Source organism: Propionispora vibrioides, from assembly GCF_900110485.1.
Lineage (GTDB): Bacteria > Bacillota > Negativicutes > Propionisporales > Propionisporaceae > Propionispora > Propionispora vibrioides.
Genome location: NZ_FODY01000004.1, coordinates 180499 through 196868, shown reverse-complemented (window position 1 = coordinate 196868; position 16370 = coordinate 180499). Strand labels below are relative to the sequence as shown.

The window sequence follows — 16370 nt, the reverse complement described above, 5'->3', positions numbered from 1 at the left end:
AGTATTAATTATTGTGGAGGGATTGTTTTGAAAAAGATCTGGGTATGTTTTTCTCTGCTAACGGTGCTATTAAGTGGTTTTTCCTATGCAAACCTCAATGACACACAAGCGACAATAACAAATAAATATGGAGATTATGGTACGGTCGTTGACGAAAGCAAAAATCACTGGACTAAAGATGAATGGGATAAGGAGGGACATAAATATTCTAAAGACCCGACTTATATCTATTCCTTCGTTACCAGCGGACTTCCGGTACATATGTCGGTTATGTATGAAACTACGAAACCCGGTGCGTATGTCCAAATTCAACATTTTAGCTTCAACTATGCCATCAAAATAAAAGATCTTAAAATCTATTTCCCGGAAGCCTATGAATTAGTGACTTCTCCGGCAGCGCAAAGCTTTACTTCCAAAAGAGAAATTACTTCTAATTTTTTTGAACCGCAATCACCGGTAAGTTTGGGGGTCATTGTTAAAGAAAATGCAAAACAAAAGGGTAGTTATTTTACTTTGTTAGCATTTAATGTACAAAATGAGGGGAAATTTATCAATCATCCCGCCATGATCAGTGGTGATACTTACATTAAGGAATTTACTATAGAACGTTTTTCTGCTTATAATGCTAAACGTGCTTTAGAAGGTAAACTGTATGATTGGACAATGTTAAAAAGTCCTTTTTAATACTTGTTAGTTAATAATATAAATATGAATGTAGCTATTATACAGCGATAAATAAGCAGGCTTGTCTGGGTGACTAAATCACCGCTTAACAGCCATAAAAACTTTTTACGTTGTGTAATGGCTTTTTTTATGAGAGTTAGCAACTTTCCTTGTTTAAACACTAGATAATGGTATGGCCCAAGATAAAGAAGGGAGGTATAACAGGAGTCAGACAACAAAAGAGAGGCTAAGATATTGCCGCTATTCACTGGATTAAGGCTGATAATTGATGCAAATTCCTTTGGTTTCATTTAAGGATAGATAAATAATCTCGTATAAATTCCGCAAAAAACTTGGTTACGGGAGTCTCTTATGCTAAAATAGACTATATAGTCAGTATGACAGGAGGGATTGGCTTGGGCTTTCTTTTTGTATTTATTGTGTTTGCTGCATTACTTATTGTTGTTTGGCCCTTCTCCTGGATTTATAATTTTTTGCTAATGAATTTCCCGGTACTGGCTTCCGTGGATGCCGATGATATATTGTTGCGGGTAACAATGGTGATTGTTGCCCTTGTGGTTTGGTACGTTTACTCTCGTTTTAATCTTCCTTCTATGCAATTGGGTAAGCTAAATCGCCGGCGAACCAGTTTGCTTATCTATAGCTTTATAATTGGCTGCGTTGCTGTGTTGGCTTTTTATACAGCAAAGTGTCTGATGGGGTATGGGTTTCTGGAATGGGAGCGTTTTCCTGCTGATCATATATGGCGTACCTTACTTTGGTATTTGTTAGGGGCATTGACGGTAGCGTTCATTGAAGAGGCTTTTTTTCGCGGTATTGTGTATAAGGCCTTTTGGCGGGATTTACAAAATAAGATGCCGGCGGCTTTGCTGGCGGCTGCTTTTTTTGGCAGTCTTCATTGGATTAGCTTTGCCTGGTTATTACGCTGGGCTGCGGGGGAAGAAAATCTTATCCAGACTTTTGTTTCGCTGGAATTTATCAATGCTTCATCAGTAGGAATGTTCTTCTTTATCACTGCATTAGGTCTTCTTTTGATTTATACATATGAATATATGGGCAGTTTGTATGCTGCGATTGGTCTTCATGCCGGTATGGTGTTTGCCGCTCGGGTAGGGGGGAAAGTAGCGATATCCTTCTCTCAGGATGGCTCAATGGATATTTTGAAGGCTTCTGTGACAAATGCGCCTTATTTGGGCTTTGCTCTATTGATAGCAGCATTGCTTGTAATTTTTGTGAAGAAAGTAAGGGGATTTTCTTTTTTGGATAAGGAAAATCCGGGAGTTTTGTAGATATGATAAATATAGTTTCGTTATTGAGAAGATCATTTATAGGGAGGATTACGTATGAAAAGGCAAAAACAATTTGTTGTGGGTTTATTGCTGGTTTGTTTGCTTTCTGTGGGAGCTGTACCGGCGGCACAGGCTTTTGGCTTAGGAGATATTCTTAAAGTTGGCGGTATCGCAGTTGTAATTGACAAGTTTGCCGGGCCGCTGAACAATTTTATTAATACCCTGACAATGCAGCACGGGGCCGGATCAGATTATGCAACCAAAGTGGTGCCGATATTAACGTTTGGCAGTGGCGGCTATGTGGGGGCTGTGCAGGTGACGGGGCCTCAGAACCTGGTAGATAGGGTGCAGGCGGTTGTACAGATTGAGGGAAACTTCAACGGCAGCCAGTTCCGGGTTAAAGCCTTGATTCCCATTGACAGTAAAAATCCGGTCAATTTCTCCCGGGTGCAGGGAGTGGGCGTTTCAGCCATGATTGATGTAAGAATCTAATAATCTATTCATATCCTGCCGTTTGGCAGGATATTTTTTCGAAAAAGAGAATTATTATAGAGTATAAGAGGATAACAAAGGAGGCAGGTTATGTTTCGTAAAATATTGTCAACAGTTGTACTGGGTTTGTTTCTTATGTCTTCTATCGTAGTAGCGGCTGATCCTTCACAGGAAATCAACGCACTTGATAAAACAGTTGCGGTGGAAAAACTAATTTATGGCGTTGAGCAAACAGGTGCACTGGTCGACCGGGTGAGGAAACTGGAAACAGATATTTACAATGTCGATAGTCAGGATGCATTGCTTACTAAAATTGATAAGTTATACGACTATGTAAAGGGCGGAAGTGGCACGGATTCTTCCTTGGTGCTGCGTTTGAATGCGGCGGAATGGAGCGTTACTCACTCTGTTAATAACGGACCGGCTTTGCAGCGCCTGGATAATCTGGAACATTCCATTTATGGTGCTACGGAAAAAGGCGGTATTGATGAACGGATCACCAAGCTGTTGAGTCTGACCTATCCGGCTGGTCAGGTAAATGCCGTGCACACGACGGTAAATAAGGATTTGCTGATTAAGATTCAAATGGTTTCTTCTCTTGACTCCCGCTCCAGCCGTGTTGGTGACGAGGTGTTATTCCAGGCTGCTGAGGATGTCTATTCCGGAGGGGTACTGGTGATTGCCAAGGGTGCTATGGGCAGCGGCAAGGTTACTAAGGTGGAACGGTCCCGCAATTTTGGCCGGGATGCTGTGCTGGAAATGTCTTTTGATTCGATTGCTTCGCTTGATGGCTCGCCAATTGCCACCTATGTAGGGGAAAAAGCGAAGGAAGAGACTAAATCTCTGGCCAAGGCTGCCGGAGCTTCGGTCGCTGGTATGGTTGTATTAGGTCCTATAGGGGTAGTTGGTGGTGCGTTCATCAAAGGGAAGGATATTACGATTACTCCTGGAGCGGTTATGTATATCCAGACCCAAGCCGACACTTTGATAGAGGGGTTAAGTGTAACGAATTAAATATAAGAGAAGGCCGCAGGCTATGTAGCCTGCGGCCTTCTTGTATATTTTCCCGGCGCAGATTGTGCAGGATAAAGGCAGTCTATGTAGAATAGTATACCTGATATGCAAAATGTAGGAGTGATTTCTGTGGAAGAGCTGATGCGGGAACTCTTAGGCGAAGTCAAATCCATAAAGAAAACGGTTATGGCCATTGAACAGCAGGTTGGGGCTATTGAGCAGCGGGTCGGCGCTATGGAGCAACGATTGGATAAGCTCGAATGCCGGGCGGAAAATATAGAAGAGCAATTGCAGGAAACGAATCAAATCGCCAAAGCCTTATTGCATCAAAACGAAGTGCAAAAGGCACAGTTGGATGCCTTGTCGAATGCGGTGGCACGTGCCGAAGGGGATATCAAGTCGATTCGGGTGGATTTACATGCCGTTGAGGCGATAACTGCAAAAAATTGGAATGATATTGTATTATTGAAGGCAGTGGAGTAAACTATATAAGGATAGGATGACACTATTACGCTAGACAGGAGTACTTTTATGAAAAAGCAACAACAACTGGCAGCTTGTACCGCAGGGATTCTGTTGGCCGCTGCTGCTTTTTTTCCGGCTTTGGCAGCGGACAATCATGTTAAAACCGATAAAGCTAAAGATGCTGATTCCGACAAAAAGACTGCTCAACAAAAGGCTCCGATTGTTATTGATGCTGATCAGCTTAAATATGTCGATTCCAATGGTGACTTTTTTGCCCAGGGCAATGTGAATGTTACTCAGATGGATAGCAAAATACTGGCGGACTTGGTAGAAGGAAACGCTAAGCAATATGAAGTATGGATTCAGGATAAAGCTGTACTCATGCAACCGGGAATGGACTTAACAGGCAATTCCTTACAATATAACTATCAAAAGCATACCGGCACTATGGCGGACGTTAACGGAAATATAGATAAGGAACGGGTTCATGCGAACCAAATTGAGTTGCAGCCGGATAAGAGCATTATCAACAAAGGCTGGATGACCCGCTGCCCGGCTATTGTGCCTGATTACCGCATTAGCGGGGAATCGATTGAAATCTGGCCAGGGGATCATTATATTGTTCATAATGCGAAGTTTTGGATAAAGAATACCGTCGTGTATTCTATGCCCGCTTATCGTGGGTCGTTAAAAAAGGATAAGACGGATAATAACCCTTTTCCCACTATAGGATATGACCACGATGGAATTACACTGAAACAACATTTAGAGACCCCTATCGGTAATAACAGCAATTTGTCGGCTTTTGCCGATTTGCGTTATTATTCTCAAAAGGGATTTAAGCCTTTCTATGGAGTGAAGGATGAAGAAAAGGGCTATAATTTGCAGTTGGTGCAGGGATATTTAAAAGACAATGATGATTCCTGGATTAAAGTAGAACCGGAACTGAGACTGAATACGACCAGCAAGCGACTGGGCGAATCTCCGTTTAGCTATACTTTTGGCGCTTCTTACGGTAAATGGGTAGATTCGGCTAAGAGCAGCTGGCGTCAGGATTATCATGTATATTTTAGTAGAGATCCTATTAAGCTTAGCCAATCAACTACGTTAAACTTGGGGACAGGCATTGGGTATATTAAGGAAAGTTACAATGACACTACCTGGACGCCGGTTCGTTTTGATGTAAACCTGAATAAAAAAGTATCGGATCGCCTTTCTACTTGGGTGGGATATTCCTATAATCATGATTACGATACCACCTTTGACTATAATCAACCCAACTCGGAACAGGAACTGCGGACTGGGTTTAGCTATAAGGTTGATCGGTTAAACTCAATCGCAATTAATCACACCTATGAAATTGATGGTCACCGGGTACAGGATGTTGATTATACCTGGACACACAACCTGCATTGCTGGGATGCCAGCCTCACTTACCGGGCTAAACGCGATCAGGTTAAATTTGACATTACCATGGCTCATTTTTAGGGAACCGCTGATTTAATGCGCCTGACAGGCTAGCGAGAGATTTTTTCGGCTGGCAAGGAAGTAAAAACGTAGGAATAGCGGTCCCTATTTCGAGATTCTGCTGACGTAGCCAGACGGAAAAAGATCCGCCAGGATGCGCGGTGTGAATAAATCAGTGATTCCCTAGAAGGAGACGTTAATTTTGCAGACTTTGCTGGAGCTTGTGCCCAAGTTAAAAGATAAAAAAATTATGGTTATCGGTGATATGGTTGCCGATGTGTACTTGGAAGGAAAGATCGCCCGGATTTCCCGTGAAGCGCCCGTTTTGATCCTGGAACACTCGGCAGAGCATGTTGTTCCCGGCGGTGCTGCCAATGCAACCTACAATGTGGCTGCCCTGGGCGGTGAAGTGTTTGCTATGGGGGTTGTAGGCGATGATTATGCCGGTAATCAACTGCGGCAGGAATTGGGTGATAAAGGCATTCACACGGACGGGCTGATTAGTGGTCCTGATCGGCCGACAATTACCAAAACCCGTATTATGGCCGGGGGACAGGCGACCGTCCGGCAGCAGATTGTCCGCATTGACCGGGAATGTAAGCAGCCCTTTTCAGAAGAAACGGAAGAAAAAATAGTAAAAAGCATTAAAGAGAATCTTAGTGCTATGGCTGCCGTAGTCCTAAGTGACTATGGCAGTCACACCGTGTCATCCCGGATCCGGGACTATGTCATTGCCTACTGCAAGGAGATGCAGATTCCCTGCATTGTGGACTCCCGCTATGATGTTATGTCCTATAAAGGGGTTACCGTGGTTAAGCAGAACGAATCGGAGGCCGCCGCCGCTTTAGGCTTGAAGACTGTTGATGCCGTATCTCTGCAACATGCCGGTAAGATCATTCTGGAGCGGCTTGAGGCAGAGGCCGTACTGATCAGCCGGGGTCCTGACGGCATGATGCTTTTTGAACGAAGTGGTAAGATTAGCAATATTCCGGTGACCAATAAAAGTGAAGTCTATGATGTGACCGGCGCCGGCGATACGGTAGTGGCGGCTATGACATTAGCCTTGGCTGCCGGTGCATCCTATTATGATGCTGCCAGGTTATCCAATTTTGCCGCCGGCATTGTGGTTAGAAAACCAGGAACGGCTACAAGTAGCCCGGAAGAATTGAGAGAAGCGATTGGCAATCATGATGGAGCATAATGTGTTACTGGAGGTTTTACCATGTCCGTTGTATCACGGGAAAAAGTCCAATTAATAGCTGCTAGCTTGAAAGCCGCTGGTAAAACGGTCGTATTTACCAACGGCTGTTTTGACATATTGCACGTAGGTCATGTCCGGTATTTGACAGCCGCCCGCAATCAGGGGGACTGTCTGATTGTAGGGCTGAATACAGATCAATCGGTACGAATATTAAAAGGTCCTACCCGTCCGGTAAACAATGAAAATGACAGAGCTGAAGTACTCTCTGCCCTGTCTGTTGTTGATTATGTAGTGCTGTTTGGAGAAAACACGGCCTCCGAATTAGTTGAGGTGATTCAACCGACCATTTATGTTAAAGGTGGCGATTATGCCGTTGCCGAGCTGCCGGAAGCGGAAGCAGTAGCAAAGCATGGGGGTAAAATTGTTCTCGTTCCCATGGTAGAGGGAAGATCATCAACTCAGATTATTAATAAAATAAAAGCATAAAGAGACCACAGGTGCGTGGAGATTGCAGAAGTTCAAATAGGGTGCGCGATGTTGCGGATGAATTGAATTGCCTCTGTGCTCTCTGCGTATTTTGCGGTTGAAAAGAGGTGCCTGATGTCTTACCGCAACATTCTTATCGTCAAATTAAGTGCCATCGGTGATGTAATTCATGCGTTGCCTGTAGCTCATGCTTTGAAGCAGTGCTACCCAGAGGCGCGTATCACCTGGGTAGTCGAAAAACCGGCTTATGATCTCTTGACGAACAATCCGGATATAGATGAAATTATTGTTTTTGATAAACCGAAATTTAAATCAATTGGCGGCTTGTTGCGGCATGGGCCGGGTTTTGCAAAAGAATTAAAACAGCATCATTTTGATTTGAGTATTGATTTGCAGGGATTATTTAAAAGCGGCATGATTTCCTGGCTTAGTGGCGCCCGGGAACGCTTGGTTTATTGCAATGCCCGGGAAGGCAGTGATTTTCTCGGTAGAAAGGTATGCGGCCCTTTTGCTGACGGACATGTGGTCAACCGTTATCTGGATGTGGTTCGTTCGCTGGGATGCCAGGTTGATGCCCCTGTATTTCCAATCGAGATTACGGAGGAAGAAGCCGGGCAGGCGTTGGCCATCGCAAAACATAGCGGATTAGACGTACAAAATTCCTATGTTATTTTGGCAATCGGTGCCAACTGGCCTAATAAGTGCTGGCCGGTTTCCCGCTTTGCGGAATTAGCAGACAGGCTCTATGAAGATGGTGTTATTCCTGTCGTTATTGGCGGCGCCAAAGAAACAACAGCCTTTGCTGAAATGCAAGCTATAATGCGTATCCCGCCTGTCAACATGATAGGTAAGACCACATTGAAGCAATTAGCCTATTTAATCAGAAGGTCCCAAGCTTTTGTTGGCGGCGATACCGGTCCGATGCATTTGGCTGCAGCAACCGGCGCGCCGGTTGTTGCCCTATACGGACCTACGGACGCCAACCGTAATGGCCCTTTTGGTTCAGGCCACAAAGCGATTATTATCGACCGGGATTGTGCCGGCTGTTGGCAGCGGCAGTGTCCTAAAAGCATGGACTGCCTGGAGCAGATTTTGGTTGTTGAAGTATATAATTCTTTACAAGCCATCCTTGGGCGGAAGGCATAACTTTTGTTGGAGGATGATACATTGAAAAAGCTGGTGTCGATTGTTATTCCGGCCTATAACGTGGGAACGGAAATTGAAGAATGCCTTCGCTCCATACAACAACAGACGTATCTGGAGTGGGAGGCTTTAGTCGTAAATGACGGCTCAAAGGATAATACGGCCGCCATTGTGGAAAAGCTGGCGGCAGAGGACTCGCGTATTCGTCTAATCAATCAAAGCAATGCCGGTGTATCCAGCGCAAGAAACACCGGCATAAAGGAAGCTGTCGGGGGATACCTCGCTTTTCTTGACGGGGACGACATGTGGGAACCTGATTTTTTAGATGAAATGATAACGGCGAAAGAGCAAGACGATGTGGCTATGGTGTATTGCGGATACTCTCACTTATACGCAGGCGGAATGAAACGGAAATTTACTTATCCCTATGTAAGCGGGCATATTTTGCTTGATGTAATCAATAAAAAAACGCAAGTGCATATAGGCGCAATCCTGGTTGATAAGAGTATTATTGACTCGTACAATTTACATTTTACTGAAGGCTGTCTGGTTGCCCAGGACCAGGAATTTATCAAAAATCTGGTGTCTCTCGTAAAAGTAAAAGCAGTTCCCAAAGAACTTATGATTTACCGGATTCGCACCGGGTCGGCCATAAGGGCTAAATGGAACTGGCAGAAACATATTCACGGGGTTTATGCTTTTCGCCGATCAGCCAAGTTCATTTTGGAACAAGAACTTGGCCATTATAACAAAACACAACTGGCATATGATCTGGCTGCCCGTGAGGCTTTCAATTTATATAAACTAATATGGCGAATGATTAAAAACGGCTATGAAAAAGAAGCAATAGAATTAATGGATGACCAAGAAAATATGCTTACCATGGAAAAGCTGGATGTGACCAGGTTAAAATTCAGTCATCGGTTGAAGTGCAGGGCGGTCAAGTCTAAAAATAAATTCCTCTGGTGGTTGTTGCGTTACGTATAAGGCGTTTTTGAATTATTTGGATAAAAGGTTTTGATATAGCTGCGCAAGCTTTGCGGCAATGATTTTAATATCATAATGAGCTTTCATATACGAAGCTGCTTTCCGTCCTAGTTCGGCGATGTTATCCTTCTCGGTTAGCAGTTCATTAAGCTGCCGGCTGAAATCCTGATAATCACCGCTGGCGAACAAGAGTCCTGCTTTTTCAGGGGATATCAGGTCAGTGTTGCCGCCAATATCAGAGGCAATACAGGCGCAGCCGCAGGACATAGCCTCGATGAGTGCATTGGGCAAGCCTTCTTTTCGTGAGGGAAATAAGAAAATATCGGCAGCCTGCATGTACGGTGCCGAGTTGGCTACTTGACCAACTACGGTAATCGCAGACGGTGAAGTCTGTTGTGTAAGCTTTTGAATATGAGCCTGCGCTTCTGCGTTGCCGTCACCCACTATTACCAGATGTAAGTCTTGATGGTTTTTCCATATTTCGGGCCAGGTGTTAATGATTAGATCAAAGCCCTTGCGATGAATCAGGCGGCTGCAAAATAAGGCAAGGATTTTATCTTCCGGCAGGCCCAATTCCCTCCGCAGCGCGGACTGTTCATCCGGTGAAATAGGCTGAAACTTACTCATATTAACGCCGTTTGTAATATGTTGAATTTTTTCCGGAGTAAAATGACAGTCAATTAGCTCTGCCGCAATTTCCTGGCTTATGGTAATAACAGCGGAAGATTGCCGGGAAAGCCAGTTGATGCATTTCCGAAAGGGAATGGATTTTTTTGGTAAAATCTTATCGATTGAGGTAGGAGCAAAAACTTGCTTGCTAATGGTAATTTTCATTACAGAAGGAATAGCTAACAGTTTACAGATCCAAGCGGCCAGGGCGGTGAATACATGCTGGCCGTGAAGGTGGACAATATCAAATTGTTTTCTTTTTTTCCATAATAAAAAAGCAGTCAGGATACTGCGAAACCCAGTAGGCCATACCCGATAGACATCTATTCCGTCTATCGTTTCATAGAATTTACTTGTTTTTGTTTTCTTTTTGGCAATAACCGTAATAGAATGTCCTAAAGCCTGTAGGGCGCGAAGCTGCGTATCAGCTTGCAGTTCTGCTCCGGTATGGGTTCTTCCTGGTTCTTTATAACTGGTTACTATCATACAAATGTGCATTTGTGAACCTCCAGAGTAAAGTTACAAGGATATATTAACATAGTCAATACGGGATGTATATCAAAAAAAATTTGATATGTTATCAAATTCTAATATAGTTACACAATGTTGGAAAAGTCATCATCTAAAGAAATAAAGCTCTTTCGTAAAATAAGGGGAGATGGTAAATATGTTTAAAATAGCGGTGGCGGGAACCGGGTATGTGGGCCTGGTGGCAGGAGTTTGTTTCGCTGAGGTCGGTCATCAGGTAATTTGTGTTGATATTGACGATCATAAAGTAAAAATGATGAAGCAAGGAATTTCTCCTATTTTTGAAGCCGGACTGGAAGAATTAATGCGCAAGAATTATAAGGCAGGCAGACTGGATTACACCACAGACTATGTTTCAGCTTATAAAGCAGCCGACGCTATTTTTATCGGTGTGGGGACTCCCGAGCAGCCGGATGGTTCTGCTAATTTATCCTATATTGCAACGGTAGCAAGGCAGATTGCGGAAAACATTGAAAAAGATTGTCTGGTGGTAGTTAAATCCACTGTCCCTGTGGGAACGAATGACAAAGTGGAACAATTTATCAACGATTTTCTGGTGAATGATGTCAAGGTTGAAGTAGCGTCCAACCCTGAGTTTTTGGCGCAGGGAACTGCAGTGTATGACACCTTGCATGCAAAAAGGATTATTATCGGCACGGAAAGCAAGTGGGCTGAGAATATGCTCATGCAGATATATGAGCCGTTTAAGCTGCCGATCGTGTCTGTCAACCGGCGTTCGGCGGAAATGATTAAATATGCGTCCAATGATTTTCTGGCACTGAAAATTTCTTATATGAATGATATTGCCAACCTTTGCGAACTGGTGGGGGCCGATATTCAAGATGTTGCAAAAGGCATGAGTTTTGATGACCGTATTGGCAGTAAGTTCCTTAATGCGGGGATTGGTTATGGTGGTTCCTGTTTTCCTAAGGATACCAAGGCATTGGAATATCTGGCCCGGCAGAACGGGTATGAATTCCGGACAGTGAAGGCTGCCATTGAGGTTAATGCGGATCAAAAGACACTATTGTTTAAAAAGGCAAGTAGAAGACTCATTACCTTTCATGGATTGAAGGTAGCAGTTCTGGGCTTGACATTTAAACCGGGAACAGATGACCTGCGAGAGGCTCCTTCCTTGGAAAATATACCGTTATTACTGGAACAGGGAGCCGATATTTATGCCTATGATCCTGTTGGAATGGACAACTTTAAGCGGAAATACCCCGAAGGAGCAGCAAACGGCAGCGGCAGCATTACGTATGTCAATGGCCCGGAAGAAGCGCTAAATGGTGCCAATGTCTGCTTTATCTTTACTGAATGGGGTGAAATAAAGGCTGTTAAACCTGCAGAGTATAAGGCCAAGATGAGAACCCCTCTGGTTTATGATGGCAGAAACCTATATGAAGTTAGCACAATGAAGGAAGCCGGGGTAGAATATTATTCCGTTGGCAGGAAATAGGCTAAAAGGAGCGAGTTGTATATGCCAACATACCAACCATTAAATACAGATAAAACGTATCTAATTACTGGCGCGGCAGGATTTATCGGATATTTTTTATCCCGGAAACTGCTGACGCAAGGCTGCCGGGTAATCGGCATTGACAATATCAATGATTACTACGATGTTAAACTAAAGTATACTCGCCTGGAAGAACTAAAAGCTTTTAGTAAGTTTGTGTTTGTCGAGGGAGATATTTCCGACAAGACGGCAGTTTCTCAAGTATTTGAAAAATATAAGCCTGATATTGTAGTTAACCTGGCAGCTCAAGCCGGTGTGCGCTATTCTCTCGAAAATCCTGACGCCTATATCCAGAGCAATGTGGTAGGTTTTTTTCATATTCTTGAGGCCTGCCGGTTTCACTCGGTAGAACACCTTGTCTATGCATCGTCCAGTTCCGTTTATGGTGCAAATAAAAAGGTGCCCTTTGAGGAAGCGGATTCAGTCGATCATCCTGTTTCCCTCTATGCGGCGACTAAAAAGTCAAATGAGCTAATGGCCTACACCTACAGCCATCTGTACCATATTCCGGCGACCGGCCTTCGCTTTTTTACTGTCTATGGACCATTGGGCCGTCCGGATATGGCTTATTTTGGCTTTGCCCAAAAATATTTTGCCGGTGAAGCGATTCAGGTTTTTAACAATGGTGATTTAGCGAATGATCTCTACCGGGATTTTACGTATATTGATGATATTGTGGAAGGAATAGAACGGCTTTTGGCTAATCCACCTGATGGTAAAAATGCCGCACTGCATCGGGTTTTTAATATTGGTAATAACCAGCCGGAAAAGTTAATGGTGTTTATTACAACATTGGAAAAATGCCTGAGTAAGTCCATGGGCAAAGAGGTTGTATTTAAAAAGAAGTTTGAGCCGATGAAACCTGGCGATGTGCCTGCCACGTATGCTTCAACCGATTTATTGTATCAGGCCATAGGCTTTAAGCCAGCTACAACAATTGAGGAAGGTTTGCAAAAATTTACTGATTGGTATTGTAAATATTATCAAATAAGATAGATGGCTTTAATGTTGAAATTAAGGAGATTGTTATTGTGAAAGACAGTATACAAAATATCTTGATGATCAGGCGTGGTGCTATTGGGGACATTATTTTTACTCTTCCTGCTTTTTATATGCTTAAGGCTAATTTCCCTAACAGCAAAATCAGCTTTTTAGTCAAGGACAATTATGCCGAGGTACTAAAAGGTTTTCCCGGGCTTGATCAGGTTCTAATTATAAAAAAGAGAGATCTTGCTTCAAAGCGCATCTCCCAGCTATGGAAAATGAGTTCAGATTTGTACCGTACGGTCCAACAGAACCATTACCAATTAGCTATTGATTTTGTCGGTCATGGCGAGCATGCTTTTTTTCTTTGGTTAAGCGGCATACCGCATCGCTGGGGATCGATAAAAACTCCAAAACCGTTACGGCAATGGTTTTATACGAATTACTTTATAAGAGAACTGGAGGATACTCATCTGATTGATCAGCACTTGATGCTTTTGGAAAAGGGCGGCTTAACCCGCTTTCCGGTCAAAAATCAGTATGTTATTCCACAGGAAAATATGAACAAGGCTACTAGGCTATTTCAGCAATGGGGACTTTCGGTGCAAAAGCCTACGCTATTTATTCAGCCCTTTACCGGTAACGGTGTAGCCGGCAAGATATGGCCGTTGGAATGTTATGAGGCTCTCGCGGATTATTGGAACGAACGGGGAATGCAGATTATTTTTGGCGGAGGGCCTGCAGAAAGAGAAAAATTAAGCAACGTGGCCGGGCGTTACCCGGTTGCTGCCGGAGAAGCTGACTTTGTTACTTCTGTTGGATTAGCTTCCTTGGCATCCGTTGTAGTTGGCGGAGATACCGGGTTAATGCATGCGGCGCTGGCAGCGGGTAAAAGAACCGTAATGCTTGTCGGTCCTACCAATTATAAAAGAATTGGACCATATCAACATCCGGAATGGGCTGTAAGGCCGCAAAGTGGAAACCTGATTCAGGATATTCGTGTGGAACAGGTTTTGGAAGCTACCAATATTGCCTTTAATGATCTGGGGATTTAAAATAGAGCAAAGTGGCTGTTGTATACATGATGCTTGATTACAGGAGGAGTACTTGTGGGACGGACGAAATCAATAAAGGTACTGCAGATGAACTCCATGAATATGTGGGGGGGCGGTGAAGTTCATGTCTTGCTGCTCTGCAAACAATTGCTTGCACTGGGAGACAGCGTGGTGCTGGCATGCCGTTCCGGCAGTGCTATTGATCAAAGGGCGAAGGAGGAACAGATTCCGGTTTTAAATTTACCGCTCAAGGGAGCCATTGATATAAAAAGTGCCTGGAGAATAGCTAATTATTGTCGGGAACATTCGGTTGATATCATACATGCACATAATGGGCGGGATTATTGGATAGCAGTTCTGGCTAAGTGTTTTTATCCTAATCTAAAGGTGATCATCACCAGGCATATTTTAAGTCCGTTAAAAGAGACTCTTTTGCACCGGTGGTTGTATAAAAAAATAGACCGGGTTATTTCCGTGTCTCAAGCCGTAAAAAGTAGAATTTCGGTTTTTCCGTCAGAGAAGATAACTGTGATTCATAATGGCATAGATATAAATGTATTTTATGCAGCAAAGCCGGGTATGCTGGGGAAAGAGCTAAATCTTTCCCCAGCAACCAAAATTGTCGGTATGGTCGGACGCGTGCATCCTAGCAAGGGACATGCTACTTTTCTGGAAAGTATTCCGGCAATAGTATCCCAATGTCCTGATGTGGTTTTTGTTATTGTTGGAGACGGTGAATATGTTACGCAATTAAAGAAAACGAATGCGCCTGTACATTTTTTGGGCAAACGTAACAATATCCCGGAAATCATGAAAGACTTGGATGTTTTTGTCATGGCATCGTTAAATGAACCTTTTGGTCTAGTAACAGTGGAAGCCATGGCAGCGGGCGCGGTTGTTGTAGCAGCTAATTCGGGGGGGACTGCCGAAATCATTACCGATGAAGAAACAGGTCTTTTAGTTCCTCCACAAGATCCGGAGAAATTGGCTCAGGCTGTAATTAGGGGATTGAGCAATACTGAACTGGCTGTACGATTAAAGGCAGGTGGAATTCAGCATGCAAAGAAATATGATATTCAAGAAATGGTAACAAAAACTCGTAATGTTTATGAAAGTGCCAGAGATAATCTTTGATTCGAATTATCTGATAAAATTGATACAATTCTTAACTTGTAAGAGGAGTTTATCACGTGAAGATTACAACCATAGATAATGCAGCTTATTACCTATTGTTATTTTATGCGCTGTTCTCAAGTACTTTTAAGGAAATAGGAGCGGGATTTTTGTACATTGCAGCTCTATGTGCGATTATCCGTCATGTTAAGCAACCTTTGCTTTTTACTGTAGATCCAAAATTAAAGAGGGCAATTATTCTGTTTTTCCTGACGGGCTTTTTGTCAATACCTTTTTCGGTGCAGCCATTTAATGGTATTGGTGAATTAGTAACCTTGTTATTACGTATGGTGCTTCCATTTGTTCTGGTAATAGGTTTTGTCAAGGAACGACGGCAATTATTCAATATACTTATTGCTATGGTTATTTCTTTGTTTATTGCCGATGTGTGTGCGATGTGGCAAGGCATACATGGTAATTATAGGGCGCTTGCATTTAGTGAACATCCAATGACTTTAGCCGGATATTTATTGCAAATGATACCTTTAATCCTGGTTTTTTTTGTTGAAGATCGAGAGGTTTCTAAGAGATGGCGTATCGTTTTTGGGATGGCTCTAATTTTTTCCACAGTTGCTTTAATCTATAACGGGACAAGAGGAGCGTGGATTGCTGTTATATTAACATTATTGTTCTACGGATTTCTTAATATCAAGAAAAAACCCAAGATTCTACTTGGAATGTTTACCTTATTCGTGATTATAGGAATAATCGCTTTTCACAGTCCTTCTTTAAAACATAGAATCGATACTATTGACGACGATAAATTTCAATCTAATGCAGAGCGATTATTGATATGGCATAGTGCATGGAATATGTTTTTGGATCATCCTATCACCGGAGTGGGGCTCGGTAACTATGAGAAGGCCTACAAAGAACAATATATATCTCCGAACGCTAAAGAACCCAAATTAAGCCATGCACATAATAATTTTTTGCAGGTTTTGGCTGATAGAGGGATTGTTGGCTTTTTGGGTTTCACATATTTATTTGGGTATATTTTGTTTTATGCCCATACCTGCTATTCTAAGCGTAAAGATTTATGGGGATTAGCAATTTTTTTAGTTACTATTAGTCTTTTATTACAAGGTTTCACCGAGTATAACGCGGGTAATTCCGCGGTAACCCGTATGTACTGGTTCCTTTTAGGGCTTAGTTGTTCGGGGATAAATTTAGATTTCCTAGCAAAAAAGGATGAATTAAGTAAGTAGAATATA

At 43.0% G+C, this 16370-nt stretch carries 16 protein-coding genes; 15 read left to right on the top strand and 1 reads right to left on the bottom strand.

All coding sequences use genetic code 11. The features are described 5' to 3' along the window. The first annotated feature begins 27 nt into the window (after window positions 1-27). The 10 genes from BMW43_RS05445 (at window position 28) to BMW43_RS05400 (ending at window position 9228) form a co-directional block, all read left to right on the top strand. A complete protein-coding gene (locus BMW43_RS05445) occupies window positions 28-684 on the top strand; it encodes a hypothetical protein (protein WP_091744569.1) in 657 nt (218 codons plus the stop codon). 395 nt (window positions 685-1079) lie between these two features. Continuing rightward, on the top strand, window positions 1080-1973 hold the full coding sequence (locus tag BMW43_RS05440) for a CPBP family glutamic-type intramembrane protease (RefSeq protein WP_177173471.1): 894 nt from the start codon (window positions 1080-1082) through the stop codon (window positions 1971-1973). Window positions 1974-2027: 54 nt separating this feature from the next. Beyond that, window positions 2028-2465: a hypothetical protein gene (locus BMW43_RS05435; RefSeq protein ID WP_091744565.1), complete on the top strand. Its 438-nt coding sequence runs from the start codon at window positions 2028-2030 to the stop codon at window positions 2463-2465. A 90-nt stretch (window positions 2466-2555) separates the two neighbouring features. Then, window positions 2556-3479 (top strand): hypothetical protein, encoded by a 924-nt coding sequence (locus BMW43_RS05430; protein ID WP_091744563.1) that lies wholly within the window; start codon window positions 2556-2558, stop codon window positions 3477-3479. Window positions 3480-3608: 129 nt separating this feature from the next. Then, a complete protein-coding gene (locus BMW43_RS05425; protein WP_091744561.1) occupies window positions 3609-3962 on the top strand; it encodes a hypothetical protein in 354 nt (117 codons plus the stop codon). A gap of 48 nt (window positions 3963-4010) precedes the next feature. Further along, window positions 4011-5432, top strand: coding sequence for an LptA/OstA family protein (locus tag BMW43_RS05420; protein WP_091744559.1), 1422 nt, complete (start codon window positions 4011-4013; stop codon window positions 5430-5432). A 178-nt stretch (window positions 5433-5610) separates the two neighbouring features. After that, window positions 5611-6612 (top strand): bifunctional heptose 7-phosphate kinase/heptose 1-phosphate adenyltransferase, encoded by a 1002-nt coding sequence (locus BMW43_RS05415; RefSeq protein WP_091744557.1) that lies wholly within the window; start codon window positions 5611-5613, stop codon window positions 6610-6612. A 21-nt stretch (window positions 6613-6633) separates the two neighbouring features. Further along, on the top strand, window positions 6634-7098 hold the full coding sequence (rfaE2, locus tag BMW43_RS05410) for a D-glycero-beta-D-manno-heptose 1-phosphate adenylyltransferase (protein WP_091744554.1): 465 nt from the start codon (window positions 6634-6636) through the stop codon (window positions 7096-7098). Window positions 7099-7212: 114 nt separating this feature from the next. Next, window positions 7213-8244, top strand: coding sequence for a glycosyltransferase family 9 protein (locus BMW43_RS05405; protein WP_091744552.1), 1032 nt, complete (start codon window positions 7213-7215; stop codon window positions 8242-8244). Between the two features lie 21 nt (window positions 8245-8265). Beyond that, window positions 8266-9228: a glycosyltransferase family 2 protein gene (locus BMW43_RS05400; RefSeq protein ID WP_177173470.1), complete on the top strand. Its 963-nt coding sequence runs from the start codon at window positions 8266-8268 to the stop codon at window positions 9226-9228. A gap of 12 nt (window positions 9229-9240) precedes the next feature. Here BMW43_RS05400 and BMW43_RS05395 read toward each other — a convergent pair whose 3' ends face one another. Further along, window positions 9241-10395, bottom strand: coding sequence for a glycosyltransferase family 4 protein (locus tag BMW43_RS05395; protein ID WP_091744549.1), 1155 nt, complete (start codon window positions 10393-10395; stop codon window positions 9241-9243). A gap of 169 nt (window positions 10396-10564) precedes the next feature. On the opposite strand from BMW43_RS05395, the gene BMW43_RS05390 reads away from it, so the two are divergent. The 5 genes from BMW43_RS05390 to BMW43_RS05370 all read left to right on the top strand — a co-directional run bounded on the left by BMW43_RS05390 (window position 10565) and on the right by BMW43_RS05370 (window position 16364). After that, window positions 10565-11884 (top strand): UDP-glucose dehydrogenase family protein, encoded by a 1320-nt coding sequence (locus tag BMW43_RS05390; protein WP_091744547.1) that lies wholly within the window; start codon window positions 10565-10567, stop codon window positions 11882-11884. A 21-nt stretch (window positions 11885-11905) separates the two neighbouring features. After that, on the top strand, window positions 11906-12940 hold the full coding sequence (locus tag BMW43_RS05385; protein ID WP_091744545.1) for an SDR family NAD(P)-dependent oxidoreductase: 1035 nt from the start codon (window positions 11906-11908) through the stop codon (window positions 12938-12940). Window positions 12941-12975: 35 nt separating this feature from the next. Next, window positions 12976-13983 (top strand): glycosyltransferase family 9 protein, encoded by a 1008-nt coding sequence (locus tag BMW43_RS05380; protein ID WP_091744543.1) that lies wholly within the window; start codon window positions 12976-12978, stop codon window positions 13981-13983. Between the two features lie 87 nt (window positions 13984-14070). Then, the gene (locus BMW43_RS05375) at window positions 14071-15117 is read left to right on the top strand and encodes a glycosyltransferase family 4 protein (RefSeq protein ID WP_143050572.1); all 1047 of its coding nucleotides are present in this window, start codon (window positions 14071-14073) and stop codon (window positions 15115-15117) included. A 56-nt stretch (window positions 15118-15173) separates the two neighbouring features. Continuing rightward, window positions 15174-16364: an O-antigen ligase family protein gene (locus tag BMW43_RS05370; protein ID WP_091744539.1), complete on the top strand. Its 1191-nt coding sequence runs from the start codon at window positions 15174-15176 to the stop codon at window positions 16362-16364. Window positions 16365-16370 lie beyond the last annotated feature (6 nt).